This is a genomic window from Methylobacter sp. S3L5C, assembly GCF_022788635.1.
In the GTDB taxonomy this organism is placed as follows: Bacteria; Pseudomonadota; Gammaproteobacteria; order Methylococcales; family Methylomonadaceae; genus Methylobacter_C.
Window position 1 is genome coordinate 2864136 of sequence record NZ_CP076024.1, and the last position, 26152, is coordinate 2890287.

The 26152-nt window shown below is 42.5% G+C and carries 24 protein-coding genes and 1 tRNA gene; 17 read left to right on the top strand and 8 right to left on the bottom strand.

Annotated elements, in window-relative coordinates; genetic code table 11:
* Positions 1–350: 350 nt before the first annotated feature.
* Positions 351–1847, top strand: coding sequence for an ISNCY family transposase (locus KKZ03_RS12820; RefSeq protein WP_243216937.1), 1497 nt, complete (start codon positions 351–353; stop codon positions 1845–1847).
* A gap of 304 nt (positions 1848–2151) precedes the next feature.
* On the opposite strand, the gene KKZ03_RS12825 is transcribed toward KKZ03_RS12820, so the two are convergent.
* Positions 2152–5766, bottom strand: a complete 3615-nt coding sequence (locus KKZ03_RS12825) for a PAS domain S-box protein (RefSeq protein WP_243217224.1) — start codon at positions 5764–5766, stop codon at positions 2152–2154.
* 836 nt (positions 5767–6602) lie between these two features.
* Between KKZ03_RS12825 and yjjJ the strand changes: the two genes are divergently transcribed.
* A complete protein-coding gene (gene yjjJ / locus KKZ03_RS12830) occupies positions 6603–8009 on the top strand; it encodes a type II toxin-antitoxin system HipA family toxin YjjJ (RefSeq protein ID WP_243217225.1) in 1407 nt (468 codons plus the stop codon).
* Between the two features lie 181 nt (positions 8010–8190).
* Here yjjJ and KKZ03_RS22065 read toward each other — a convergent pair whose 3' ends face one another.
* Complete coding sequence (locus KKZ03_RS22065; RefSeq protein WP_371744901.1) at positions 8191–8424, bottom strand: DUF6538 domain-containing protein; 234 nt, start codon at positions 8422–8424, stop codon at positions 8191–8193.
* A 172-nt stretch (positions 8425–8596) separates the two neighbouring features.
* Positions 8597–8683, bottom strand: a tRNA-Leu gene (locus KKZ03_RS12835).
* A gap of 223 nt (positions 8684–8906) precedes the next feature.
* Here KKZ03_RS12835 and rnr point away from each other — a divergent pair.
* The 15 genes from rnr (at position 8907) to KKZ03_RS12910 (ending at position 22610) form a co-directional block, all read left to right on the top strand.
* The gene (rnr, locus tag KKZ03_RS12840; protein WP_243217226.1) at positions 8907–11198 is read left to right on the top strand and encodes a ribonuclease R; all 2292 of its coding nucleotides are present in this window, start codon (positions 8907–8909) and stop codon (positions 11196–11198) included.
* A gap of 117 nt (positions 11199–11315) precedes the next feature.
* On the top strand, positions 11316–12071 hold the full coding sequence (gene rlmB / locus KKZ03_RS12845; protein ID WP_243217227.1) for a 23S rRNA (guanosine(2251)-2'-O)-methyltransferase RlmB: 756 nt from the start codon (positions 11316–11318) through the stop codon (positions 12069–12071).
* Entirely contained in the window at positions 12071–12694 is a 624-nt protein-coding gene (gene ccmA, locus KKZ03_RS12850; RefSeq protein WP_243217228.1) for a cytochrome c biogenesis heme-transporting ATPase CcmA, read from the top strand. The genes rlmB and ccmA overlap by 1 nt, the downstream gene beginning before the upstream one ends.
* Positions 12694–13368, top strand: a complete 675-nt coding sequence (gene ccmB / locus KKZ03_RS12855) for a heme exporter protein CcmB (protein WP_243217229.1) — start codon at positions 12694–12696, stop codon at positions 13366–13368. Before ccmA ends, ccmB begins: the two co-directional genes overlap by 1 nt.
* Positions 13369–13782: 414 nt before the next feature.
* The gene (locus KKZ03_RS12860; RefSeq protein WP_243217230.1) at positions 13783–14547 is read left to right on the top strand and encodes a heme ABC transporter permease; all 765 of its coding nucleotides are present in this window, start codon (positions 13783–13785) and stop codon (positions 14545–14547) included.
* Complete coding sequence (ccmD, locus tag KKZ03_RS12865) at positions 14544–14696, top strand: heme exporter protein CcmD (RefSeq protein WP_243217231.1); 153 nt, start codon at positions 14544–14546, stop codon at positions 14694–14696. The genes KKZ03_RS12860 and ccmD overlap by 4 nt, the downstream gene beginning before the upstream one ends.
* Before the next feature lie 6 nt (positions 14697–14702).
* A complete protein-coding gene (ccmE, locus tag KKZ03_RS12870; RefSeq protein WP_243217232.1) occupies positions 14703–15146 on the top strand; it encodes a cytochrome c maturation protein CcmE in 444 nt (147 codons plus the stop codon).
* A 1-nt stretch (position 15147) separates the two neighbouring features.
* Positions 15148–17091, top strand: coding sequence for a heme lyase CcmF/NrfE family subunit (locus KKZ03_RS12875; protein ID WP_243217233.1), 1944 nt, complete (start codon positions 15148–15150; stop codon positions 17089–17091).
* 161 nt (positions 17092–17252) lie between these two features.
* Complete coding sequence (locus tag KKZ03_RS12880) at positions 17253–17783, top strand: DsbE family thiol:disulfide interchange protein (RefSeq protein ID WP_243217234.1); 531 nt, start codon at positions 17253–17255, stop codon at positions 17781–17783.
* Positions 17783–18259 (top strand): cytochrome c-type biogenesis protein, encoded by a 477-nt coding sequence (locus tag KKZ03_RS12885; protein ID WP_243217235.1) that lies wholly within the window; start codon positions 17783–17785, stop codon positions 18257–18259. The genes KKZ03_RS12880 and KKZ03_RS12885 overlap by 1 nt, the downstream gene beginning before the upstream one ends.
* A 2-nt stretch (positions 18260–18261) precedes the next feature.
* Positions 18262–19485: a c-type cytochrome biogenesis protein CcmI gene (gene ccmI / locus KKZ03_RS12890; RefSeq protein ID WP_243221623.1), complete on the top strand. Its 1224-nt coding sequence runs from the start codon at positions 18262–18264 to the stop codon at positions 19483–19485.
* The gene (gene hemN, locus KKZ03_RS12895) at positions 19482–20867 is read left to right on the top strand and encodes an oxygen-independent coproporphyrinogen III oxidase (protein ID WP_243217236.1); all 1386 of its coding nucleotides are present in this window, start codon (positions 19482–19484) and stop codon (positions 20865–20867) included. Before ccmI ends, hemN begins: the two co-directional genes overlap by 4 nt.
* A gap of 7 nt (positions 20868–20874) precedes the next feature.
* The gene (locus tag KKZ03_RS12900; RefSeq protein WP_243217237.1) at positions 20875–21087 is read left to right on the top strand and encodes a SlyX family protein; all 213 of its coding nucleotides are present in this window, start codon (positions 20875–20877) and stop codon (positions 21085–21087) included.
* Between the two features lie 178 nt (positions 21088–21265).
* Complete coding sequence (locus KKZ03_RS12905) at positions 21266–21730, top strand: peroxiredoxin (protein WP_243217238.1); 465 nt, start codon at positions 21266–21268, stop codon at positions 21728–21730.
* 109 nt (positions 21731–21839) lie between these two features.
* A complete protein-coding gene (locus KKZ03_RS12910) occupies positions 21840–22610 on the top strand; it encodes an SDR family NAD(P)-dependent oxidoreductase (protein WP_243217239.1) in 771 nt (256 codons plus the stop codon).
* 51 nt (positions 22611–22661) lie between these two features.
* On the opposite strand, the gene KKZ03_RS12915 is transcribed toward KKZ03_RS12910, so the two are convergent.
* The 5 genes from KKZ03_RS12915 to KKZ03_RS12935 form a co-directional block, all read right to left on the bottom strand.
* Complete coding sequence (locus KKZ03_RS12915) at positions 22662–23321, bottom strand: TlpA family protein disulfide reductase (protein WP_243217240.1); 660 nt, start codon at positions 23319–23321, stop codon at positions 22662–22664.
* Between the two features lie 24 nt (positions 23322–23345).
* A complete protein-coding gene (locus KKZ03_RS12920) occupies positions 23346–24338 on the bottom strand; it encodes a rhodanese-related sulfurtransferase (protein ID WP_243217241.1) in 993 nt (330 codons plus the stop codon).
* A gap of 192 nt (positions 24339–24530) precedes the next feature.
* A complete protein-coding gene (gene bfr, locus KKZ03_RS12925; protein WP_243217242.1) occupies positions 24531–24995 on the bottom strand; it encodes a bacterioferritin in 465 nt (154 codons plus the stop codon).
* A complete protein-coding gene (locus KKZ03_RS12930) occupies positions 24992–25225 on the bottom strand; it encodes a bacterioferritin-associated ferredoxin (protein WP_243217243.1) in 234 nt (77 codons plus the stop codon). Before KKZ03_RS12930 ends, bfr begins: the two co-directional genes overlap by 4 nt.
* A gap of 203 nt (positions 25226–25428) precedes the next feature.
* On the bottom strand, positions 25429–26151 hold the full coding sequence (locus tag KKZ03_RS12935; RefSeq protein ID WP_243217244.1) for a TIGR02281 family clan AA aspartic protease: 723 nt from the start codon (positions 26149–26151) through the stop codon (positions 25429–25431).
* Position 26152: the final 1 nt, after the last annotated feature.

The window sequence follows — 26152 nt, forward strand, 5'->3', positions numbered from 1 at the left end:
GTCAATCTGATTTCAAAGCACTTCCGAAATGGACTCGGAGCTCTAAACGATCATTTTCCGCCAAATCAAAGCCCTTTCACCGATGGTGAAGTTGGTAAAAACCGAGTTATGATCAGCGAGGTTGACTTTTGTTAGGTAGTGTTTGAACGGTAATAAATTATTTAATACAAAACAATAAGTTGCGATAAAATAGGCTATTGAAAATCAAATAACAGCCTATTGGCGTATAAAATGCTGAATTTAAGTAACTTGCTGATAATTATGATTATTATTTTCATCGAAAAGGGCTTGGCAAAAGCTACCTCCCGGATAAGCGCCTCAGCTTTCAAATTCTCGTTGGAAAACTCCCGATGAGAAAGGTATTTTCTCCACAAATGAGCATCGGTCAACGCGATATTGCTGATATCAAAATAGATGTTTCCTCCCGTGATGACATTCCGATCATCTTGCTGGGCTTGCAACACATTTATACGACTCAGCCATTAAGGGATGCTGTTTTTAAAATACTGGAGGATGTGGTGCCTACTAAAATTGACGCCGAAGTGACAAAAATCGTTGCCATCGACAAAGGCCGCCCCGGTATGAATCAATGGTCGATTTTGGTGTTAGGATCGCTACGCGTAGGACTGAATACAGACTATGATCGCATTCTGGAGTTGGCCAATCAGCATAACACCCTACGTGAAATGCTCGGTCTTGGTTGCTTTGATGCCGACAAACGCTATCGCCTGCAAACCTTGAAAGACAATCTCAAGCTGTTTACGCCAGCGATCATGGCGCGTATTAGTACTGAAGTTATTCGAGCCGGCTATCAATTACTGGATCTGGATATTCATGCGCTGATCAGAGGCCGTTGCGATTCTTTTGTGTTAAAAACCAACGTGCATTTTCCAACCGATATCAGTTTACTGCATGATGCGATCCGGATTCTGATTCGGACGTGCGTCAAATGGAGCTTGCAACATGCCTTGCCTGAATGGCGATTGCATAAGCACAACCTGTCTAAATTTAAAAGGCGGTATCGCACGCTGCAAAAACTCAAACATTCCACGTCAAAAAATGACGCTATCAAGGCCGCCAAAGCACTTGAGATCAAACAGGCCTACCAGGACTATATTGATTTGGCAGGGTTTTATCTTGAGCGCACTAAAGCCAGTATGTTGACGTTAAAAAATCACTTTCACATACCAGAAGTGTTGCTTACCGATCTGAGCACTTTTAGCCTGCATGCCGAACGTCAAATCGAGCAGATTAGACGTCGCGCTATTCAAGGAGAAACCATTCCCCATGATGAAAAAGTCTTTTCCCTGTTCCAGACCCACACCGAATGGATCAGCAAAGGCAAAGCCGGAGTCCCGGTTGAACTGGGCTTGCGGGTCTGTATCATGGAAGACCATCAGGGCTTTATATTGCACAGTCAAGTCATGCAAAAGACTACCGACGACAAAGTCGCCGTGCCGATGGTTAAAGCGACTCAAGTAAAATTCCCAAGTTTTAACGCCTGTAGCTTTGACAAAGGTTTCCACAGTCCGGCCAATCAAACCGACCTGAAAGCCCTCCTTGAGCAAGTCGTTTTACCCAAAAAAGGCAAGCTATCCAAAGCCGACCAGAATCGTGAATACACCGCGGAATTTAAACAGGCAAAAAAGCAACATTCCGCCGTAGAATCGGCTATTAATGCGTTAGAAGTACATGGGCTGGATAAGTGCCTTGATCATGGCATTGAAGCCTTCGAGCGTTATGTTGGCTTAGCCGTGTTATCGCGTAACATTCAAAAGCTCGGCACAATTAAACGCGACATGGAACGGCTAAGGCTTGTTAACGAGCAACAAAAACTAGCTGCCTGACGCTTTTTTGAGAACAGCCAACAGGTTATCCACAGGAAAGGTGCGCTTATAATTTGTGATTATTAGAAATAATTCTGAAAAACTGATGGTAAATCAGAAAATAAGTCGTTTGTTCCACTCCGGAAAGATTTTTCCAAAAAATATTTCCGGATGTTGAGCTGGTTTTTTTGAAAAGTGGCTTTTTCGTTCAGGCACTAGGTAGCATTGAGGAAAATGGCTGTGCCGTGGACATATCGGTCAACCGGTCAAGATAATTGACGCCGACCGGACAGGGTAATTGTTGCCGAACAGTTCATCAATCTAATCAAGCGCTGTCAGCGCTAATCAGAGTTATAGGTAGCGAAAAATAAAATGTTGTTCCTGTCCCAACTTGGCTGTTAAATTTTAAATGACCTTCATGGGCTTCGATAATTGAGCAGGAAATAGATAAGCCCATGCCCATACCTTCTGCTTTGGTGGTGTAAAAAGGCATTAATATATGTTGTTGCTGCTCTTCAGGAATGCCGCAGCCATTGTCTTTTATCCTGACTTCTATGCCATCATTCGGCGTTAGCAAGCTATAAATGGATATCTCTTTTTGTCGGTTTTCATTACAGCCATCCAAAGCATCCTCGCTATTTCTTATCAGGTTTATGATAACCTGTTCAATTTGAATATGATCAACATGAATAAGCGGTAAGGAATTTTGTAAATGATACGTTAACGCTATATTGTTGAGCCTTAGCTCAGGTAAGCACAGACTGCACGCTTCTTGAATTAACTCATTAAGGTCAACGGCTGAACGGTGTTTATTATTTTTTTTAACAAACTCTCGCATACGACGAATGATTTCCCCCGCCCTTAATGCCTGTTGCTGGGTTTTATAGAGTACCTCGGCAAGCTTGACCAAATCAGGGTATTCAGCTTTTATCAGGTTTAAACTGACTTGCGTATAGGTAGCAATAGCCGTTAAGGGTTGGTTAACTTCATGGGCAATGCCTGACGCCATTTCGCCCATCAAGCCAAGACGGGTGACATGAGTCAGTTGGTTTAAATGATCTTTGTCTTGCTGCTCCTGGCGTTTACGCTTGGAAATATCGGTATTTGTCCCAATCATCCGTAAGGGTGCCCCCTCTTCTGTATAATTAACCACCAGGCCATGACTCAAAATCCATTTGTAGGTATTATCCTTGCAGCGCAGGCGATATTCAACGACGTAAGTTCCAGTCTTTTTATCCAGGTAGGCCTGCAGCGCTTCTGTAACAAGCAACTGATCATCAGGATGAATATGATCCAACCAATCCCGTTTAACAGATAATGTCTCGTTTTCGGTATACCCAAGCATCTCTTTCCATAGACGCGAACAAACGACTTGGTTGGTCGGGATATTCCAGTCCCAGATGCCGTCACCAGTACCTTCTATGGCAAATTTACAGAGAAATTCGCTTTCATGTAGCGCATCCTCTATTTGTTTGCGCTCGGTGATATCCACTGTAGAACTAATAAAGTTAGTCAATTGGCCTTGTACGTCAAACATGGGAGAAATCGTCAATTCGTTCCAGAATAACGTACCGTCTTTACGATAATTGAGTATTTCACCGGAAAATGGCATGCTATTTTTAATAGCCAAACGTATATTATTCAGTGTTTTTTGATCGGTAAGTGGTCCATTCATAAAATGACAATTTTGATCAAAAGTGTCTGCTTTGCTATAACCGGTGATTGACGTAAAGGCAGCATTAACCCACAAGATCTTCTGCTCATAACTGGTGATCATTATGCCTTGGCTGATGTGTTTCAAGGCCGCGTTTCTCAGGCGCAGCTTATCTTCCATTTGTTTGCGTTCAGTGATATCACGAGCCGCAGCAAACACACCAAGTATAGCCCCCTTGTTATCACGGTAAACACTGGCATTATAAAGCACGTCAGTGACCTTGCCGGTGACATGCTTTATAGTCAACGGATAATCGGTAACAAAACCGCTCGAGAATATTAATTGATAGCCATCGCGGGCTTTTTTTGCGTCGGTAAAATAATCTGCGAAGTCAGTGCCGACCAGCTGTTTTCGATTCAGACCGGTTATCTGCTCAGTAGCACTGTTGACGCCGGAAATCTTGCCTTCTGATGAAATCGTTACCAAGGGATCCAAGCTTGCTTCAAGTAAACTCCGGGTATACTGAGCGGTTGCGTGAAGAGCTTCTTGCGCCTGCCTGATCTCGGTGATGTCAGTGGCAACACCACCAATCCCATAGAGTTCTCCCGAAACAGATTGAATAGGAAACTTCGTGACCATCAGCGTACGTGGCAAGTTGTCGACATTATTCAAGATCTGCTCTTCAAAATCCAAACGCTTCCTTGTTATCAACACTTTATTATTGCTGGCTATTTTGTTGGCTGCAATTTCCATTGGAAAAATTTCATGAAGCGTTTTCCCCAATACGTCTTCTTTATGCTTCCCGTAAAACTCAACCGCCGCCTTGTTCGCTAAAATAAACCTGCCTTGTAAATCAACAGCAAAAATACTTGAAGGCGTACTATCGATGATGCTGTTCAGCAGTTCCCTGTTTAGACGCAGATTTTCTTCCAATAGCTTACGCTGGGTTATATTTTCGCAGAAAATAATAATCCCACCAACTAAGCCTTTATCATTAAACCAGGGCGACACTGTCCAGCGTACCCATAGTTTACTGCCATTTTTTTGTACCCATAAATCATCATCATTCTTCAAAAATTCACCGGTCAAGCCTTGCTGATGGATAAGCTTCCATTTAGCAGGCAAGTCCGGGTGCGCTTCGTAATGATTAAGGCCAAGGAGAGATTGGTAACCTTGCCCAAACTCCATCAACCATCTGTCACTATTTGCTATATAGATCATATTAAGGTCAAACATGGCAATGCTAAGCGGTGCCTGCTTGATAAATGACTTCAGTTCATGGCGAGATTTTTTAAAGTTTTTTTCTATTTGCTTGCGTTCCGTGATGTCGGTAGTAAAACCATACCAGAGCGTAGAGCCATCCGCTTCCCGTTGTGGCAGTGAACTGCTCAATAGCCATCGCACCTTACCATCGTCATGCTGCACTCGATATTCATGACTAAACGGGGATAACTCTTGAGCCGATTTTTGCATAACGGCGATGAGATCATCCAGATCATCCGGGTGAATCAGAATAAATAATTTGGAGGCATCCTCGCGGACGTCTTCCGGGCTAAATCGGTATATATCTTTAATGGCTTTACTGACATAAGGAAAGCAGGTACTGCCATCGGTGCGCAAATGAAATTGAAAGATCATGCCCGGCAACTGACTGGCTATTTTTTGAAGACGACTTAGCGGCTCTCCGTGAATCGTTTCTATCCTCAGATCTTCAATACTGTTAAGGTTTTTTTCCTCAGTTTTACGCAAGACGGACGTAGCGACTTCGATTTCAGTGAGATCGATCAGGGTAACACGCAGTATTAAATTACTGCACTGGCAGTCCAGTCGAACCAATAATTCGGTGTCGGTATAACCGGTCAGGCTCAACTCGATACTGAGTCGCTTGTTATGCCTTACTATTTCATCGATAAACAGAGACCACCGGTTATTGTCTTTTGGCGTGATCATGTTGGCAAAATGACAGTGTAGTAATAAACTGCGATCTACACCCAACAACTCGGCAGCCGTCAGGTTAATTTCAGAAATAAGGCCATCGTGCGTTAAACCCAGGTAAGCCACTGGCGAGTAATCATATAGATCCCTATAACGATTACGAGATTCCTCCAAAACGCCATTAGAGTGCAGCAATGCCTTATTCTGCATTTCCAGATCAAACTGGTGTGCTTGAAGTTCATGCAGCAATTTTTGTGCAGAACAACCCACCGATGCTGTTTCGCTGGTACAGCATAACGGTGCTTTTATCTTCGCCGGAAACGCGGCAGGTTTACCAGGGTTTTTGTTCATAGAAATTTATAGTGGTTGTGATTAAATTGCCTCAAGCTCAAGACAAGTATTCCTGTGTTAGCGCCACATCACGAGGTAATATTAAATCGGTATTTTTATCCTGCGAGCCATTAAATGATACTGACATGAAAATTAATAAATAATTATGTTTTCGAGTGAGATTAACCCGATTAGAAATAACCACTGAAAAATATAATCTTCTTATTCACTATAAACACTAGTTCGTTTATAGCTCATGCCAGCCATTAGTAATAGCATTTTTAGTTTAAAAGCTGCATTGAAAGTCGTAACAAACAAGTAAAAGCAGGCAACTAAAAAATAAAACATCCTGGCCGAATAGCTAGTCATTTTTGTGGATAATAATATATTTATGTTGTATTTTACAAGTAGACTAACACACTGTCGTTATTTGCTTACTCTAAACAAGAGAATAACGTTATCAGCAATATAAATATATTTATTAGTCATAGACCGCTAGTCAAAACTATGTACTTTAGTCCAAGGCTTTAGCTGCTAGACATTTCCCGTATGAAAAAATGGGACTGCGACATTCAGTTGGAGTGTGAACAGGGCAGCATCTTAAATTAAGATATTATTTGTCTGGACAGAGGGATCCACTTTATTAACTCAAAAAAATAATTTTCAAAACCATCTGTTGTTGAGTATTAAAGATCGGCCGTCTGGCCTGTTCAACCAGATTAGCCGTTTAATAACGCAATGGTCATCATTGCCTGCATATTTTTATCATAACTAATGCATTATTAATAGCTATCTATTTGACTTTAATATAAAAAGTTATATGATAATCTTATCATAACTATTCATATATCCTGTTAATGCGACCTAAAAACGTAGTGGCTCGTGAGAGACTTGATTCAGTCATGCTGCGAAGTGGGCTTGACTCAGCGATAAGTTTAAGCGATAAATTAGGAGTCAGTGTAGCAACCCTGCACCGAATACTTCATGAACGCGGCGATCAGATTGTGCGACTGGGTTCAACCAAGCAAGCGCGTTTTGCACTGCGTCGATTAGTCCGAGGTAAAAGAGCTCCCATCCCTGTCTATCTTATAAATGAACTGGGGCAGGGGCTTAACTGTGGAAAGTTAGACCTGATTGCCCCGGAAGGCTCGGTATTTCCCCTGCATCATTTAGGCTGGCCAACTGATGCTGAACACGCAAATGGTGTCTGGGATGGCTTGCCTTATCCGCTCTACGATATGCGTCCTCAAGGTTATCTGGGACGTATTTTTGCACGGCAGGCGGCAGTAGACCTTGATGTGCCAACAGACCCTGAACGGTGGTCTGATGATCATATTATTGATGTCTTAAGTCGCCGGGGAGCGGACACGCCTGGTAATCTTATTGTCGGTGACGATGCTTATCGCTTATGGCTTCAGACGGTAGCATCACCAACACCGGCTATCCTGGAAGGTTTGGAGGCGGAGCAATATCTGGTATTGGCTAGCGAAGCGACAGCACTCATAGGGGGTGGTTCCAGTGCAGGCGGTGAATTTCCAAAGTTTACGGCGAAGCGAATGTTGGAGGATAGCGACACGCCCCATGTCATTGTTAAGTTTTCTGGCGCTGATAACTCTATACCAGTTCGTCGGTGGTCAGATCTTCTGGTTTGTGAGCACCTGGCCCTGCAAGCTCTTCGAACCAAGACGCAATTATTGGCTGCAAAAAGTCGTATTCTCATGACCGAGGGTCGAACATTTCTTGAAGTTGAACGCTTCGATCGTTGTGGTGAATTTGGTCGTTTACCCCTCATTTCACTTGCTGTTTTGGATGCCGCCTTTATTGGATCTGGTAATGGTGATTGGCCTACACTAATTGAAAAACTGGTTAGTTTATCTATGGTGTCAAAAGCGCTGGTGCAAGACGCCCAGGTTTTATGGTGGTTTGGTCGATTGATAGGCAATAGCGATATGCACCTTGGTAATCTATCCTTTCAATTAATTAAATGTGAAGGGCAGTCTGTTAGTATGCGCTTATCACCCGCCTATGATATGTTACCCATGCTCTATGCACCTTTATCTGGCGGTGAAGTTCCCTTGCGGCAATTTACTGCGGCGTTACCGCTTCCCCAGCAAGAGATTGCTTGGCGGATAGCCTATGATGCCGCGTGCTCTTTCTGGAAGACGGCTAGTCAAGATGAGCGCATTAGCCTGACCTTCCGAGAAATAGTTCTGATGAACCTGGAACAGCTGGTTCAATTGCAATCAATCAAGCCCCATTATTAAACAAGAAATTAATGAGTTTGAAATAAGCATTCACCCAATATATCGAAGCATTAAAAGTCGTTGTTAATAAATCCTCCGAGATATTGAAGCTAGACTCAAGAGTATTGAAGCATGGGCAGTGCTTGTAAGGTCTGTGGTATTAATTTAGTTGTCGCTTGGCTTAACAGAAAAGGTACTGGAGTCAGGTCTTCTTTTTCAGATAAGCATTCGTTGACTTGATTAAGAATTGGTACATTTCGCTAAGTCTTGTTGAGCCAAGGTTGCTGCTCTTTAGCTTGTATGAAAGAATTGATGTCTTTTCGATTGTAGCTAATTCTTTGGCATCCTGAAAACAGGTAGTTTTCAAAGAGATGATAAATTCAAGGCAACCGAATAATGGCCTTAGCAGGACGGGAATGCGGCGTCTGTAATAAATTAAGTTTGACGGCGTTTAATGAGGTAATAGGGCGAAGGGGTGAGCATGTTTTCTCTCCTGTTCGACATACTGCGTGTAACAATGTGTGTAGCAGTTTGTGTAACACAGAGAAATTTACTCTCCTCGTTTTGATAAAAACGTGGTAAATCAAGCAAGAAAGGAACATAAATTTTGGTACCGAGAAGAGGACTTGAACCTCCACGAGCGTGCGCTCACTAGCACCTGAAGCTAGCGTGTCTACCAATTCCACCATCCCGGCAAAGAGTTGCTGTAAAAGCAAAGTGAAGGCGCACTATACTCACACCCCCTGTTTTTGTCAATTAAATCTATAGTCAAGCTTAGGTGAAATTGCTGCGTTTGTTAGGCTTTATAACATAAGTTCAAAAGGATTTTCTATTTTTCAATTCTAATCGTTAAGCTAAGCATGTATCATATAAAGATATTACTTAATTGTGTCAATCATCTTGTATCTTATTATTTAAATGTCATCGAAGTCTAAAAAAGACGTTGATTTTAATTCAACAAAAGATCCATACGCTCAGCGCGAAGCTGAAAAGTATGAAAACCCCATTCCTAGCCGTGAGTTAATACTTTCAGCTTTAGAGCATGCGGGAAAACCGTTGTCGCGCGTTGATATCGCGAAGGCATTTTCTCTTGAAAATGAAGATGACCTCGAAGCTCTCCGCCGACGTTTGAGGGCAATGGAACGCGATGGCCAATTATTATTTAATCGGGGACAGCAATACTGTCTGGTTAATAATAAGGATTTAATTGTTGGCCGCATTATTGGTCATCCGGATGGCTTTGGTTTTGTTCGGCCGGATGATGGTTCCGACGATTTGTACTTGTCACCCCGCGAAATGAATCCCTTGCTGCATAATGATCGAGCTATGGTACGTATAGCCGGGATTGACAAGAAAGGCCGTCGTGAGGGCGCAATTGTTGAAATTCTGGAAAGAAATACTCACCAGATAGTCGGACGTCTTTATAAAGAAGACGGCTTTACCTACGTTGTGCCTGATAATAAAAATATAGCGCAAACGCTTTTAGTGCAGAAAGGTGGCGCTGGTAAAGCCAAGCAAGGACAAATTGTTATTGCTGAAATTACCGATCAACCGACTAAATTACGCCAGCCTATTGGCCGGGTTATTGAAGTATTAGGTGATCATCTTGCGCCCGGTCTGGAAATAGAAATGGCGATTCGGTCTCACCAATTGCCTAATATCTGGCCAGATGAACTGTTGGAAGAAATCAAGTCGCTGAGTGCGGAAGTCCCTGAATCTGCCAAGGAAGGTCGCGTTGATTTGCGAAATACGGCATTGGTTACCATTGATGGTGAAGATGCACGGGATTTTGATGATGCCGTGTATTGCAAAAGAACGCCAAAAGGCTGGAAATTACTGGTAGCGATTGCCGATGTTTCGCATTATGTGCAGGTCAATAGCGAATTGGACAAAGAGGCTAAAAATCGAAGCACTTCAGTCTATTTTCCTGAGCAAGTCATTCCCATGCTGCCGGAAATATTATCCAACGGCTTGTGTTCACTAAATCCTGATGTTGATCGCTTGTGTATGGTTTGCGAGTTAGGCATAGATGAACAGGGTAAAGTTGTACGGTCACGTTTTTATGATGCGGTCATGCGTTCTCATGCACGCTTGACTTACAACGAAGTTGCAAAAATACTGGTTGATGGCGATAAGGTTCTGGCTGAAAAATATAAGCCAATAATGCCGCATTTACGTGAGTTATACGCACTTTATAAAGTCATGCGCGTGAGTCGTGAAGAGCGAGGGGCAATGGATTTTGATACCCAGGAAACCCGAATTGTTTTTGGTGAAGAGCGGAAAATCGAAAAGATAGTGCCGGTAGTGCGTAACGATGCGCACAAGCTGATTGAAGAATTTATGATTACCGCCAACAGTGCGGCAGCGAAGTATTTGAATGCCAAAAAAATACCCAAGCTGTTACGGATACATGATGGTCCAAGCGCGGATAAATTACTGAATCTGAAAACCTTTTTGGGTGAGTTGGGCTTAAAATTTGGTGGCGGCGTTAATCCGACACCGCTGGATTATATGCACCTGGTGGAATCGGTTAAGAACCGACCAGATGCGCATTTAATTCAGACTGTTTTATTGCGATCCATGTCGCAAGCGGTTTACAGCCCTGATTTAAAAGGTCATTTTGGCTTGGCGTTGGAGGCTTATGCGCATTTTACCTCGCCTATTCGACGTTATCCTGATTTGTTGGTACATCGCGCCATTCGCCATTGTTTACTCGGTAAAAAAATAGAAACATTTGTTTATGGCGTTCCTGACATGATTTTGTTGGGTGAGCATTGTTCGGCCAATGAGAGACGCGCTGATGATGCGACTCGCGATGTAGTCAGTTGGCTTAAATGTGAATATATGTTGGATAAAATCGGTGAAGAATTTCCCGGTATTATTTCCGCAGTAACTTCATTTGGCTTTTTTGTTGAGCTTGCCGATATTTATGTAGAAGGCTTGGTGCATATCAGTAATTTGGGGCAGGATTATTATCATTTTGATCCGACAAGTCACCAGTTAAAAGGTGAGCGCACCAATATTAATTTCCGTTTGGGTGATAGCGTCTTAATCAAGGTGGCTCGTGTTGATCTTGATGAAAAGAAAATGGATTTTGAATTGGTGCAAAAAGACGGTTCTGCAAAAAAAGCCGGTGCTGTAAAAAAAGCAGAAGGTACGGATAAGCCTAAAAAAAGACGCAGGAAAAGGAAACCTTCACCTAAAGTTTAGTCGATTTTTAGCCTGCACTTACCAATTTTATGATGGGGAATTGCAGGCTCTTAAAGCTTCCGATGTAAAATATCAAGTTTCCTATTCAAAACGATAGTTCCTCACACTTCATAATAAATGAAATCAAGCAAATTATTTGGTCTACATTCCGTACAAGCAGCACTGGATTATTCTCCTAAAAAAATTCATAAGGCATGGGTTGATAGCAGTCGACAAGATAAACGCCTGACTCAGGCTGTTGAAGACTTGTTAGCCTTAGGCATAGAGCCTGAAAAAGTCGATAGAAAAAAGCTTGATCGTTTGGCTGATGGTAGTAATCATCAAGGCATTGTGATTGAAGTTGAAATGCCGGGTGAGCTGTCAGAAAGCGAGTTAAAAACGGCAGTCGAAAACCTGTTAGAAACACAAACCGCTTTGTTTTTGGTGCTTGATAATGTTCAGGATCCACATAATTTCGGTGCGTGCCTTAGAACGGCTGATGCGACCAGTGTACAAGGCGTTATTATTACCAAAGATAATGCAACGGGCATCACGCCTACGGTTTGTAAAGTTGCCAGTGGCGCTGCAGAAACGGTACCGGTTTATCAGGTGACTAATTTGGCTCGAACTCTCCGCTGGTTGAAAGGCGAAGGTTTATGGATTATGGGTGCAGCGGGTGGAACGGCGCAGACTGTTTATAACGCCGATTTTACCGTGCCGATGGCTTTGGTTATAGGGGCTGAAGGTAAAGGGTTAAGACGGTTGACTAAAGAGCAATGTGACGTTTTGGTATCGCTGCCTATGCTGGGTCAGGTAGAAAGCCTTAATTTGTCAGTTGCTACAGGGGTATTGCTCTATGAAGCGGTACGTCAGAGATCACTTGCCGCTAAATAATGGGCATAAAACCGGCTTACCTGCTTAAAGGTACTGACTTAAGTTGTATTCGGGATAATCGTGTCTTGTTTGAAGGACTGGCATTTGAGCTGGTTTCCGGCCAGGTCTTGTTGCTGGAAGGCAAGAATGGTAGCGGTAAAACCTCGTTATTGCGTATTTTATGTGGTTTTAGGGAACCTGATGCCGGTCAGGTATTTTGGTGCGGTGACACCATTAGTGATAGTCAGTACTACGTTGATATGGCTTATGTTGGTCATTTGGACGGCGTTAAAAAAGAATTGACGGTGCTGGAAAATTTAAAAGTATCGTTGGCATTAGGCCGTCCCGGACAATATTCGATTGAGCAGGCACTGACTAATGTCCATTTGGCAGGCTACGATGATGTCTTGGTTCAAGCATTGTCTGCGGGTCAGAAAAGGCGCTTATCATTGGCCCGGCTGTTGATTACCAAGAATGTTGTGTGGATACTTGATGAGCCGTTTACGTCGCTGGACAAACAAGGCATTGTCCTGATTGAAAGCTTAATGTCTGCGCATTGTGCCAGTGGCGGCATGATTGTTTTAACATCACATCACGACATCGAATTACACGATGTTGATGTACAACGAATTAATTTATCCTGATGTCTTTATCCCGTGCATTTTTTGCCATTATTCGGCGCGATTTGGTGTTGGCTTTGCGCCGCCGCTCGGAAATTGCCAATCCCCTGTTCTTTTTTATTTTGGTTATTACCTTGTTTCCTTTAGGTATTGGTGCCCAACCGCATTTGTTGCAAGCTATTGCACCAGGCATTATTTGGGTTTCCGCATTGTTGGCGGCAATGTTATCGTTGGATGGTTTGTTTCGCTCGGATTTTGATGATGGTTCGTTGGAGCAAATTTTATTAAGTCCTTATCCGGCATCTATTTTGGTATTGGGCAAGATTATTGCGCACTGGTTGGTGACAGGATTGCCGTTGTTGATAGTGGCACCATTATTGGCAATTTTTTTAGGCATGCCGACGCATTCGCTAGGTATTTTATTATTAACCTTACTGCTGGGAACGCCGGTGTTAAGTTTAATTGGCGCGATTGGTGTTGCTTTAACTGTAGGTTTGCGCCGGGGCGGCATGATTTTATCTTTACTGGTTTTACCTTTGTATGTTCCGGTATTGATTTTTGCCAGTAATGCCGTAGAAATAGCGGGTAGTGGTCTACCGGTCGATGCCCAGATCAATATTTTAATTTCAATTTTATTGATGGCTTTGGTGCTGGCACCCTGGCCAACAGCCGCTGCATTAAAGATGAGTATTAATTGATTAACAGATACATTACATCTTTTTTAAAGATATAAAAATCTAATAATATCGTTATATTGCACATGATGATTGTTTTATGATGTCCATAGAAATTACATGTTTTGACTTGATAAAATATATTTCAAGCGCTCATAAATGCTGAAACCTGATTTACAGTTGGCTTTATTGGTTCATTAAAAATCAGCAAGGTTAACTGTGCAGTAAGCTAATCCTTGTCGTAATTTAATATAAATTACATAACATCAAGTATTAAGTACCGCTATCCCGTAAAATAACGGCTTACCTTATTAACCTGGAGCAATAGACTATCAGTCCGGCTATCCAACTGTTTTTTGTTAACTTGGAGCCGTATAGTCAACTGGTACGAATGGATTTGTTCCTCCCAATAGTGAATTTACCTTTAATAAAATTCTTATGTTTTTAGTACCAAATTTCGTAGGTCGATTTTTTCATCGCATGGCATCACCCCCGCATTTTTACGCGTTTACCGAGCGCTTAATGCCGTGGTTAGTGGTTATTTTTGTACTGTTAACAGCCGCAGGGCTTTATGGCGGCTTATATTTGGCACCTGCTGATTATCAGCAAGGTGATAGTTATCGCATTATTTATATTCATGTTCCCAGTGCCTGGATGTCATTATTTATTTATATTGTCATGGCAGTTTCTGGTGCAATTGGCCTGATTTGGCGGATTAAACTGGCTGAAATCGTGACCATCAGTAGTGCGTCTATCGGTGCCAGTTTTACCTTTATCGCTTTGGTTACCGGTTCGCTGTGGGGAAAACCCATGTGGGGAACCTGGTGGGTTTGGGATGCCCGTTTAACGTCTGAACTGATTTTGTTGTTTTTATATCTGGGTGTAATAGGTCTTTATGAGGCGATAGACGATAAACGGGTGGCGTCCAAAGCGGTGGCTATATTGGCTCTGGTCGGTGTGGTTAACATCCCGGTTATTCATTATTCGGTTGAGTGGTGGAATACCCTGCATCAGGGGCCTACGGTAACCAAAATGGACAAGCCCTCCATTCATGTGACTATGCTGATACCATTGTTATTAATGGCGTTATCTTTTAACGTTTATTATGTGATTGCCTTAATACAGCGGATGCGTGTTGAACTGCTTCAGCGGGAACGCAATTCACAGTGGGTTAAAACAATGGTCTTGGAGAAAAAACGATGACTATACAAGAATTTTTTGCCATGGGCGGTTATGCTTTATATGTCTGGACCTCTTATGGTCTGACTTTAATTGTCCTATTGGCCAACATTATTATTCCTGTGGTACAACGTAAACAGTTTTTTCGTCAAAGCCTAAAGCAAAAGCGGTAAGAAATTATGAAGCCAGCCAGAAAACAGCGTTTAATTCTTATAGCCTTGATGGTGATCGGGGCGAGTATAGCAACGGCATTTGCCTTGAAATCTTTTAATGAAAATTTGATGTACTTTTTTTCGACAACCGATGTCATCGAAGGAAAGGCACCCAAAGACACCTTGTTTCGCTTGGGCGGTATGGTTATTAAAGGCAGCGTTGAAAGGCCCAATGACGGGTTGATGGTGCGTTTTAAGTTAACTGATTTCAGTAAAGAAGTGACGGTTGAATACACGGGTATTTTGCCGGATTTATTCAGGGAGGGGCAGGGTATCGTTGCCCATGGCAAGCTAAATGCTCAGGGTGTTTTTGTTGCCGAGGAAGTGTTGGCCAAACATGATGAAAATTATATGCCACCGGAAGTGAAAGACAGTTTAAAAAACCAGCCAACAGCAGGGAAAGGTCAATAGCATGATTGCAGAACTCGGACAATTTTCATTGATACTCGCCTTATGCATGGCGCTGGTATTAGGCATCGTGCCAATTATAGGCGCATTTCGCAGTCAGGCCGGCTGGATTGCCGTTGCCAAACCTGCCGCATTTGCGCAATTGTTGTTTATGGCTTTGTCTTACGGTTGCCTGACTTATAGTTGTTTGACGCATGATTTTTCGGTTAAATACATCGCTACCAATTCCAATACGTCATTGCCTGTGCTGTATTTAATTTCAGGGGTGTGGGGTGCACATGAAGGTTCATTATTACTATGGGGCTTGGTGTTAACCATATGGACCGGTCTGGTGGCGCAGTTTAGTAAAAGTATTCCGGCTGCTACGTTGGCCAGAGTGTTGGGGGTAATGGGACTGGTATCCATCGGTTTTATTCTGTTTTTACTACTGACTTCCAACCCGTTTGAACGTCTGTTTCCTGCCCCTTTGGAAGGACGGGACTTAAATCCTTTATTGCAGGATCCCGGTTTGGCAATCCATCCTCCCATGCTTTATATGGGTTATGTAGGTTTTTCTGTGGCCTTTGCTTTTGCCATTGCCGCTTTGCTTGAAGGTCGGCTTGATGCCGCTTGGGCTCGGTGGTCCAGGCCGTGGACTAATATGGCCTGGATGTTTTTAACGCTGGGTATTGCCTTGGGCAGCTGGTGGGCTTATTACGAATTAGGCTGGGGTGGTTGGTGGTTTTGGGACCCGGTAGAAAATGCCTCGTTTATGCCCTGGTTGGTAGGAACCGCTTTAATGCATTCGTTAGCCGCTACTGAAAAACGTGGTGTGTTTAAAACATGGACCGTTTTATTGGCTATTTTTGCCTTTTCTTTAAGTTTATTAGGTACCTTTTTGGTGCGTTCCGGGGTATTAACGTCGGTGCATGCCTTTGCCAGCGATCCTGCACGTGGCCTGTTTATTTTGATATTTTTGGCGGTCGTGGTCGGCGGTTCGTTATTGCTATACGCAGTCAGAGCGCCATCGGTCAAGAGCAGTGCCACTTTTGAATTAGTATCAAAAGAATCTGCAATTTTACTTAATAACGTACTTTTGGTAGTAACTGCTGCCAGTATTTTACTGGGTACCTTATATCCCTTGGTTATTGATGCCTTGGGCTTAGGCAAAATTTCTGTCGGCCCACCGTATTTTAATGCCGTGTTTGTCCCCTTAATGGCACCACTGTCGATTGCCGTGGGCTTGGGGATGTTATTACGCTGGAAAAAAGATTCTCTTGGTCAGTTGGCATTGCGGGTGCGTTGGATTATCGCAGCCTGTGTTGCCGGTGGATTGTTACTGCCCATATTGATGCCTTTTTATTCATGGGGAGCCGCTTTGGGTTTAACGTTGGCGTTGTGGACGGTTGCGGTTACCGTACTGTCATTTATTGATCGCCTTGGAGCTAAAGGTTTTTCATGGCAACGACTGCAAACTATACCCGCCGGTTTTTATGGCATGACCATCGCGCATTTAGGCATTGCCGTCTTTGTGACCGGTATTACCTTAACATCCGTGTACAGTGTTGAGAAAGATGTGCGCATGGCACCCAGTGAAACTATCGATATGTCCGGTTATATTTTTGAGTTTCATGGTGTAAAACAAACCAAGGGCCCCAATTATGTGGCTCAACAGGCCTTTGTAACCGTCAGTCACGACGGCAAGCAGGTTGCCCAGCTAGAACCACAAAAACGGGTTTATCAGGTACAGACCATGCCGATGACGGAAGCTGCGATTGATGCCGGATTATCCAGGGATTTGTTTGTTGCCATTGGTGAACCACTAGGTGACGAAGGTGCCTGGAGCTTACGGATTTATTACAAAGCCTTCATTCGCTGGATATGGATGGGCGCAGTATTTATGGCGGTCGGTGGTTTGTGTGCTGCTTGTGATAAACGTTATCGAGTTGCCAGAATACCGGCAGACTAGCCTTACAATGACTTATTTGAAAAATAATCTTAAGAACTGTTGAATGATGAAACTGAAAAAGTTATCTGCGCAGGTTAGTCAGAATATCATTTCAGTTTTATTCGATAACATTGTTAATGCTAAACCATTTTTAGAATACGGCACCTTAAAAAACCAACATAATGCTTAAGTACATCATTCCCCTAATTTTATTCATCATCCTCGCGGTATTTTTGGCGCTGGGTTTAAACCTTAAACCCGGAGAAATTCCATCGCCATTGCTTAATAAACCAGCACCACAATTTTCGGCTCCCAAGCTGAATGCACCGGAAGAAAAATTAACGCCTGCCGATTTAACAGGTAAAGTCTGGCTATTTAATGTTTGGGCGTCGTGGTGTGTATCTTGCCGTGCCGAACATCCCATATTGAACCAGTTAGCCCGGCAACAGGCCGTGGTTATTGTTGGTTTAAATTATAAGGATGAGCCAATTAATGCCAAAAAATGGCTGGATACGTTGGGTAATCCCTATAACGTCAGCATTATGGATCAGGATGGGCGTATCGGTATAGACTGGGGGGTTTACGGTGTGCCGGAAACTTTTGTTATGGATAAAACAGGCCTGATTCGTTATAAACATACCGGACCTGTTACTGCGGAAGATGTGCAACAAATTTTCCTTCCTCTGATTGCAAAATTACAAGCTGAGTCTTAATGAAGCATTTATTGTTTGTTTTTCTGTTGATGCTGTCTTGTAGCATTTATGCCGTTGATTCCCGTCAATTGTCTGATCCGAAGCAGCAAGAAAGTTATGAAACGTTAACCTCGGAGTTGCGTTGTCTGGTGTGTCAAAACCAAACTATCGGTGACTCTAATGCCGAACTGGCAGCAGATTTACGCAGGCAAGTTTATGAAATGTTGGAACAGGGCAAATCTAAAGAAGAAATTGTCCGGTTTATGACCGATCGATATGGCGACTTTGTGTTATATAAGCCGCCTTTTAAAGGAAAAACCAGTGTGTTATGGATCGCTCCGGTGGTTTTTTTATTAGTTGGGTTAATCACGGTATTTTTCGTTATTCGGCGTAAAAAAGCCGTTGCCAGTTTGCACCCTGATGCTGGAGCTTTGCAAAGGGATGTTGAAAAACAAAAAAAAATTCGTAGTTTGCTCGAAAAAGGTGACCGCTCTTGAATATGCTATTTTTACTGATTGTCAGTATCCTGATATTAATTGCTTTTTTGCTTATTCTGCCGCCGTTATGGCGCAAACAATCTGCTCAAGCGACTGACCTTGATCAGCGTAATATACTGATTGCGCAAAATCGCCTCGCCGAGCTTAAAGAAAGCAGGCAATCAGGTGCACTAAGTCAGGCCCAATATGATGATCAATTAGCCGATCTTGAGCAGGCATTAAGTGATGATCTGGAAATAAAAAGCCATGTTACCTCAACACAAAGTCAGGGCAGGTGGCTAGTTTATGTGTTGGTTTTAGGTATTCCTTTGCTGGCGGGATCACTTTATTTAAGTCTGGGTAATTATCAAGCGATTAGTCACAGTGCTGAAATGGCGATTGACCCGGATACACTCAAGCTTGCCGAAGTTAACAAAATGGTTGCAGGTTTGGCTGAGAAGATGAAGGCAACTCCTGATGATGCAAAAGGTTGGATTATGTTGGGTCGCTCTTATAAAGCTTTGGAGCAATATCCCAAAGCCGTTGAAGCATTTGCCAATGCGTATCGATTGTTAGGTGATCAGGTCGACATTATGTTGCTTTATGCCGATGCGATTGCTTATGCAAGTGATAAAAATTTGGCAGGAAAACCTACTGAATTGGTGTTTAAAGCCTTGGCTTTGGAACCTGATAATATGAATGCCTTATGGTTGGGTGGTATGGCCAAAGCCCAACAAGGTGATCCTGCTACGGCGATAAAGTTATGGAGAAAACTGGCTGCGTTGTTGCCACCCGAATCTGATGCCCAGAAAGAGATAAACGCTTTACTGGCTAAAATTGAAAGTGAGTCGCCTCAAGCAGTGGCTCAATCTGAAGCCAGCCAAGCAGCCAATGTGGCCGATGTTGCTATTACAGTAAAAATCAGTATGGCTCCTGAATTACAAAAATTGACTAGCCCCAGTGACACCGTTTTTGTCTATGCCCAGGCATTATCAGGCCCTAAAATGCCTTTAGCCATCGTTCGTAAACAAGTTTCCGATTTGCCGCTAACCGTTAGTTTAAATGACGCTATGGCGATGATGCCGAACATGAAATTATCAAACTTTGCTCAGGTTAAATTATTGGCGCGTATTTCCAAATCCGGTAATGCCATGTCTCAACTGGGTGACTTAATCGGCGTTATTGATCAGGTTGCTCTAACGGACAAAAATGAGCATATGATAGTCATTAACGACGTCGTTAAATGATCGACCAATCTCTCAAGTTCGACTTGGGTCTTATCAATCGCTATGATAAGGCCGGGCCGCGTTATACCTCATATCCTACGGCATTGGAATTACATGACGGCTTTGGTGATAAAGAGTATCGCCAACATATAGCAAAATCCAATGCCGCTGGTGGTCCGTTATCGTTGTATTTTCATATTCCTTTTTGCGATACTGTGTGTTTTTATTGTGCCTGCAATAAAATTGTCACTAAAAATCGTAAACATGCTGAACCTTATCTGGATAATCTGTATAAAGAAATTGCCATGCAAGGGGATTTGTTTGACTCCAGTCGGGTGGTTAATCAACTGCACTGGGGCGGTGGTACGCCGACTTTTTTAAGCTACCAGCAAATGCAGAAATTAATGATGGTAACCCGTCAGCATTTTTTGTTAAAGGATGACGATAGTGGTGAATATTCCATTGAAGTTGACCCCAGAGAAACTCATTCTCTGACCATTAAACAATTGCGTGAATTGGGTTTTAACCGAATCAGCCTGGGCTTGCAGGATTTTGATCCTGCCGTACAAAAAGCCGTCAATCGTATTCAAAGTGAAGAGCAAACCTTTAGTGTTTTGGAATCGGCTCGCGCAGAAGGTTTTCGCTCAACCAACATCGATTTAATTTACGGTTTGCCGCTACAAACAGTAGCCACTTTTGCCAAGACTATTGATACCATACTGGCCGTTGCACCGGAACGCTTCTCGATTTTTAATTATGCCCATATGCCGGTACGCTTTAAAACCCAGCGGCAGATTAACGATGCTGACATGCCAAGCGCAGAAGTTAAACTGGATATTTTACAAATGGTTGGGCAAAAATTGATGGCAGCCGGTTATGTTTATATCGGTATGGATCATTTTGCCAAACCGGATGACGAGCTGGCGATTGCCCAGCGGGAAGGTAAGTTGTATCGAAATTTTCAGGGTTATTCAACGCATTCAGATTGTGACCTGATAGGTTTTGGCATTACGTCCATTGGCAGGGTAGGAGATGCTTATAGCCAGAATATCAAAGAACTGGATGAGTACGCCCGGCTTATCAGTGAAAAAAAATTACCTGTTTTTAAGGGTGTTGAACTGGATGATGACGATAAGTTACGCCGTGTCGTGATTACCCAAATAATCTGTCACTTTGCATTAACTTTTACAGTTATTGAACAGAAATTTTCCATCAACTTTAGCGATTATTTTGCCAAAGAACTGCAGTCACTGGCACCCATGCAAGCCGATGGCTTGCTAACCGTATCCGCTACCGGCATGCAAGTATTACCGGCAGGCCGTTTATTGATCCGTAATATCTGCATGGTCTTTGACAAATATCTGGCGCAAAAACAACATCACCAATTTTCAAAAGTTATTTAAAATCCTTATGAATGATAACCGAATAATAGAACTGGAAATCAAGATTGCCTATCAAGAAGATTTGCTGCAAGAACTCAACAAAATAGTCGGTCAGCAACAGCAACAGATAGGTCGTTTGGAAGCAACGTGCAAGTTGCTTAATGAGCGCATAAAAAGTTTGTCCACAGAAGGCAGTGGTGGCGGTGGTGAACATGTTGAAGAAGTACCGCCGCATTATTAGCATCAGTGCTTGTGCTGCAATGCCTTTGGCAATGATATCTGACCTTCTGGTTGCTGTTGATTTTTATTGAAACAGGCGATGTCTGGACTTTACGTGGTTAGCTGGCTATCATGCCTGATACGTTATTTTATATGGCGTTATACTTTACTATTTCGTGAGTTTATTAAAGGAGATTTTTATGCTGGAAAACCAACAAAAAGCGCCACTGTTTAGTTCGCCCAATCAGCTTAACCAGCTGGTTAATTTGTCTGATTATGCCGATAAAAAGAATGTCGTTTTATATTTTTACCCTAAAGATGACACGCCAGGTTGTACCATAGAAGCTAACGATTTTACCAAGCTTGCTGAAGAGTTTGACAAGTATGATACGGTTGTCATCGGTGTCAGTAAAGATTCTTGCCAAAGTCATGTCGAATTTATTAATAAATTTGGCTTAAAAATTGATTTACTGGCCGATACCAGTGGCGAACTTTGCGAAAGTTACGGCGTATGGCAAGAAAGAGAGAAAAATGGGGTTAAGAGTATGGCTATCATGCGATCTACTTTTATCATCGATAAAAAAGGTACGCTGGTTGATGTTGCTTATGGCGTAACACCTGATAATCATGCTCAGGAAGTTCTGGAAAAAGTAAAAAGCCTTTAGTTTACGTTGTTATACAAAACTGAAACAAGCCAGGCTCTGTTTCCCTTTGGGAGTAACAGAGCCTGGCTTCATACTTTTAAAGAAACTCATTATTTTTAGGAGTACCCACATGGTACCAGAGCAAAAATTAAATCTAACCGGCAAGGTAGCGCTGGTTAGCGGTGCCGGAGTCGGCATTGGCCGAGCCGTGGCGTTGGCGTTAGGACAAGCCGGTGCGTTTATTGGTATACATTACCATTCCAGTAAGGAAGGCGCTGAAAAATTGCTGGATGAATTATTGGCACAAAATATTAACGCGCTGTTATTACCAGCCGATCTGACCAACGAGGCAGAAGCCAATGCCGTTGTTGATAAACTGGTAGCAAAAGCCGGGCATTTGGATATTTTGGTCAATAACAGCGGCGGCTTGGTTAAGCGTGCCAAAATTGAAGATTGCACCCTGGAAAACTGGAACAAATCTTTGGATCTTAACCTCACCAGTGCTTTTTTATTGACCAAGCAGGCTATCCCACATCTTAGGGCAACAGGCAGTGGTCGTATAGTCAATATTCTTTCGCTTTCGGTACAAACGGGTGGTGCTAACGGTGGTGGCTCTTATGCTGCGGCTAAAGGCGGTCTTATGGTATTTACCCATACTCTCGCTAAAGAACTGGCTCCCCATGTACGCACCAATTCGGTAATGCCTGGAACGGTAGAAACCCAGCATCATGAGATTCATTCTACCGCCGAGATGCTGGAAAATTATCGTAAACAGACGCCGTTAGGACGAAATACGTTTGCTGAAGAGGTGGCCAGTAGTGTGCTTTTTCTTGCCAGCGATATGTCATCGCATATTAATGGCGCCTTGATCGATATTAGCGGCGGCAGGTTTTTACGTTAACTTAACCCCGTCATTAAATCAAGCTTGGCAGGAGTTGCTTAATTTGTTGGACTATTCCTGCAGCAAAGCGAGTATTTTACCTTCCAGATCAGGGTGCGTGCCAAATCCACAATCTTTTAACAATCCTTGTTTATCTACCAGAATATATGACGGCGTGCCTTGCAGGTTAAAAAGTTCAAACGTTTCTGCATGATACGTCAAGGATTGAAAATAATGCTCTACTTGTTGCCAGACTTTTAGTTGATGGGGTTTTGTTTGTTGCTCAAAATCAGGAACACGCTGATTGATAAAAAGGGCTATTTCATCTTGAGTGATATCAGCTTCGCGTTTTTGTAAGCGATCCATTGCTACTGGAAAAGGGATATTAAAGGGCAGACGATCGGCTATTAATTTTCCCTGCTGGTTTAGTGCACGGTGTGTTTCACCAATAACTTCGCCTTTTTCAAGTAAGCGGGTTAAATTTTCCAGATTGTTTTTATCAAAGTCTTCAAACGCAGTTGCAACACCCAATACGGATAAACCGTGATCGAAATAGCGTTGATACAAATCTATTGCCTGTGGCAAAGCATATAAAAAACAACCCGGACAATTCACCTGAAAAACTTCTACCAGTACAACGCGATCTGATAACTGATCAAAATTGCCGGGCTCACCCTGAACCCAGTCGGATACTGATAATAATGGCGCTTTTCGGCCTATTTGTGCTGTCATCAGGTGATTTGTCTTTTTGATGCGTCAACCATCATGATTTTGCTCTTGCAACACTTTTTGATGACGTTGTAACTTCGCTTCACGTTTGGCAATCAGTGATTTTGCCGCATCAGCACCGATATGCGCTTCACCACGCTGTCTGGCCAACTCCATTTGTTTTTCACGCTCCATAAAACGTGATTTCTGAACGTCAGTGACTTTATCATAACAATGTGGACAGCTAACGCCTTGCTGGTATTTATCGCTGGCCTTGTCGGCTTCAGTAATCGGTAAACGACAGGCATTACATTGATCGTAGTTGCCTTTTTCAAGTTGCAAATTAACCGTGACGCGATCATCAAAAACAAAACATTCGCCTTCCCACAGGGTTTCTTGCGCCGGCACTTGTTCCAGGTATTTCAAAATACCACCTTTAAGGTGATAAACCTCATCAAAGCCTTGTTCTTTTAAAAAAGCGGTAGATTTTTCGCAACGAATTCCGCCAGTACAAAACATGGCTATTTTTTTATGTTTTTCAGGATCGAGGTTTTCTTTAACATAGCGGGGGAAATCACGAAAACTTTCGGTATTGGGGTTGATGGCATTTTTAAACGTGCCTACTTTAAATTCATAGTCATTGCGCGTATCTACCAAAATAACATCAGGATCCAAGATCAGTTTATTCCAGTCTACGGGACTGACATAGGTCCCCACTACACGCTTGGGATCAATGCCTTCTATGCCCATGGTGACTATCTCTTTTTTGAGTTTAACTTTGGCGCGGTTAAAAGGCAGACTATCGGTGAAGGATTCTTTATGGTCTATATCAGAGAGGCGAGGGTCGTTACGCAACCAGTTCAGGACATTGTCTATAGCAGCGCGTGATCCGGCTATAGTGCCGTTAATGCCTTCGTTAGCCAGTAGCAAGGTGCCGCGTACCTGATTGGTATCCATTACATCGTGCAATGGCTGGCGTAGAGCCTCAAAATTTTCCAGAGTGACAAATTTGTACAGCGCACAAACGACTATTTGGGTCATGTTACATCCTCATTGCGAGCTGGAACGTAAATCCAGAGCAAAAAAAGGGTAATTATACGTGAAAAGGGAACGGTTGTCGGTTATAAAAACGCCCCGGTCGAGAATACTTTGGCTGCATAACTATTTTGACAATACAGTAAATGCATAAAAAGATCAGCAAACCGGGACTATTATTCGCAGGAAATCACCTGATCACATTTGTGATTGTAGATAATTCTGTAGACCTATTTGGTCAATTAATTCGAGTTGGGTTTCCAGCCAGTCCAAATGTTCTTCTTCATTTTTAAGTATATGTTCAAAAAGATCTCTGGAAATATAGTCACTGATGGTTTCGCAATAAGCAATGGCATCTCTCAGGGGTGGAATTGCTTCATGTTCCAGTTTTAAATCACATTTCAGCATTTCCAGTGGATTTTCACCAATTAATAATTTGCCGATATCTTGTACGTTGGGTAAGCCTTCCAGAAAAAGTATGCGTTCAATTAATAAGTCTGCATGCTTCATTTCATCGATAGATTCGTGATATTCTTTTTCATTGAGCTTTGCAAATCCCCAGTTTTTGTACATGCGGGCATGTAAAAAATATTGGTTAATCGCGGTAAGTTCATTGGTCAGTGCTTTATTGAGAAACTCAATAACTTTTTTATCGCCTTTCATATGATACCTACTTTAAATAGTGCGTTAAGGACAGGTTGATTTGCTGCAGTTCGCATTATAGGTTGTTGTTGCAGGTGATCGTCAAGCAATTCTTTAACATATTTATTACACTTTCCACAATCACCACCTACACCAAAGCAATGAAATAACTGTCTGCGAGTACAGACCCCGCTGTTAATGGCATTTTTTATTTGGCTGTCGGTTACACCTTTACAAACGCATACATACATGAAGTATCTCCACAATGAATCTCACTTATACAAATGATAACAATTCTCATTGGAAAAATAAAGAAGACTTTTACACATGCCTATTAAAGTTGCTGGAGATAACTATTAGACAGGCATCAAACAACATGTTGTATTTCGAGAGTAAAAGAAAGTAATTGAGATCAATATTTATATCAGTAACGTAAATGGTAGTTGGAGTCGCATTATTTTTTTAACAGCGTAATTGATTGTGATTTATCATCAATATTTATTTGATAGCGCCCTAAAGCACTCATTCCCAATAAGCTGTTTTTTCCTAAAAGCTGATCTGCAATAAAAGCGACATCGACGTTTTCAATGATTTCCCCTGCGATTCTCAGTTCCTGTAACTTGCCTATTTTTGCATCGGTTGTACCATTTGCAGTTTGCATTTTTTTATGGGTAAAAGTACTATCTGCCAAGCCTAATTGAGCTATCATGGATTCTGGCAAAACAACTAAATCTGCACCTGTATCGATGATCATATCAAACGAATGCCAGTTGTTGCCCTTACCTGAAATAGCGACGGAAACCATAAAATGATTGCCCTGTTGAGTGGTTGGTAAAATAATACGCTCGACTTCTGTTTTTTGTTTTTTATTAACAATGACGATACGTTCAATATGTCCCTTATTATTTCGACTGATGATGTGATTGTAGGAAGCCAAGAGCAGCTCAATTTGCTGTTCTAAATTACCACGGGTAATAATTTTTTCTTCATTTTGGATTTTTTCCAAGCCGGTGATTTGAATGGCCATTAGGCTTTGCAGAGACTGGATTTGGCCAAATAAATCGTCAGCATCTTCAGTATTCTGAGCTTCGGCGCTTACGGCAAAAAATATCAAGCAAAAAATAGCAACTAAACGCAAGTGTTTATTAGCAGAGATAATGGGGGAGATTATTAACATC

What these genes read in the sequence shown, in the direction of transcription:
- bfr (WP_243217242.1), bottom strand. Translation starts at nt 24,995, where the DNA reads ATGAAAGGCGATAAAAAAGTTATTGAGTTTCTCAATAAAGCACTGACC.
- rlmB (WP_243217227.1), top strand. Translation starts at nt 11,316, where the DNA reads ATGAAATCAAGCAAATTATTTGGTCTACATTCCGTACAAGCAGCACTG.
- KKZ03_RS12900 (WP_243217237.1), top strand. Translation starts at nt 20,875, where the DNA reads ATGAATGATAACCGAATAATAGAACTGGAAATCAAGATTGCCTATCAA.
- KKZ03_RS12905 (WP_243217238.1), top strand. Translation starts at nt 21,266, where the DNA reads ATGCTGGAAAACCAACAAAAAGCGCCACTGTTTAGTTCGCCCAATCAG.
- rnr (WP_243217226.1), top strand. Translation starts at nt 8,907, where the DNA reads ATGTCATCGAAGTCTAAAAAAGACGTTGATTTTAATTCAACAAAAGAT.
- KKZ03_RS12875 (WP_243217233.1), top strand. Translation starts at nt 15,148, where the DNA reads ATGATTGCAGAACTCGGACAATTTTCATTGATACTCGCCTTATGCATG.
- KKZ03_RS12920 (WP_243217241.1), bottom strand. Translation starts at nt 24,338, where the DNA reads ATGACCCAAATAGTCGTTTGTGCGCTGTACAAATTTGTCACTCTGGAA.
- KKZ03_RS12880 (WP_243217234.1), top strand. Translation starts at nt 17,253, where the DNA reads ATGCTTAAGTACATCATTCCCCTAATTTTATTCATCATCCTCGCGGTA.
- KKZ03_RS12935 (WP_243217244.1), bottom strand. Translation starts at nt 26,151, where the DNA reads ATGTTAATAATCTCCCCCATTATCTCTGCTAATAAACACTTGCGTTTA.
- ccmB (WP_243217229.1), top strand. Translation starts at nt 12,694, where the DNA reads ATGTCTTTATCCCGTGCATTTTTTGCCATTATTCGGCGCGATTTGGTG.
- hemN (WP_243217236.1), top strand. Translation starts at nt 19,482, where the DNA reads ATGATCGACCAATCTCTCAAGTTCGACTTGGGTCTTATCAATCGCTAT.
- yjjJ (WP_243217225.1), top strand. Translation starts at nt 6,603, where the DNA reads ATGCGACCTAAAAACGTAGTGGCTCGTGAGAGACTTGATTCAGTCATG.
- ccmA (WP_243217228.1), top strand. Translation starts at nt 12,071, where the DNA reads ATGGGCATAAAACCGGCTTACCTGCTTAAAGGTACTGACTTAAGTTGT.
- KKZ03_RS12930 (WP_243217243.1), bottom strand. Translation starts at nt 25,225, where the DNA reads ATGTATGTATGCGTTTGTAAAGGTGTAACCGACAGCCAAATAAAAAAT.
- KKZ03_RS12860 (WP_243217230.1), top strand. Translation starts at nt 13,783, where the DNA reads ATGTTTTTAGTACCAAATTTCGTAGGTCGATTTTTTCATCGCATGGCA.
- KKZ03_RS12885 (WP_243217235.1), top strand. Translation starts at nt 17,783, where the DNA reads ATGAAGCATTTATTGTTTGTTTTTCTGTTGATGCTGTCTTGTAGCATT.
- KKZ03_RS12820 (WP_243216937.1), top strand. Translation starts at nt 351, where the DNA reads ATGAGAAAGGTATTTTCTCCACAAATGAGCATCGGTCAACGCGATATT.
- ccmI (WP_243221623.1), top strand. Translation starts at nt 18,262, where the DNA reads ATGCTATTTTTACTGATTGTCAGTATCCTGATATTAATTGCTTTTTTG.
- ccmD (WP_243217231.1), top strand. Translation starts at nt 14,544, where the DNA reads ATGACTATACAAGAATTTTTTGCCATGGGCGGTTATGCTTTATATGTC.
- KKZ03_RS12825 (WP_243217224.1), bottom strand. Translation starts at nt 5,766, where the DNA reads ATGAACAAAAACCCTGGTAAACCTGCCGCGTTTCCGGCGAAGATAAAA.
- KKZ03_RS12915 (WP_243217240.1), bottom strand. Translation starts at nt 23,321, where the DNA reads ATGACAGCACAAATAGGCCGAAAAGCGCCATTATTATCAGTATCCGAC.
- KKZ03_RS12910 (WP_243217239.1), top strand. Translation starts at nt 21,840, where the DNA reads ATGGTACCAGAGCAAAAATTAAATCTAACCGGCAAGGTAGCGCTGGTT.
- ccmE (WP_243217232.1), top strand. Translation starts at nt 14,703, where the DNA reads ATGAAGCCAGCCAGAAAACAGCGTTTAATTCTTATAGCCTTGATGGTG.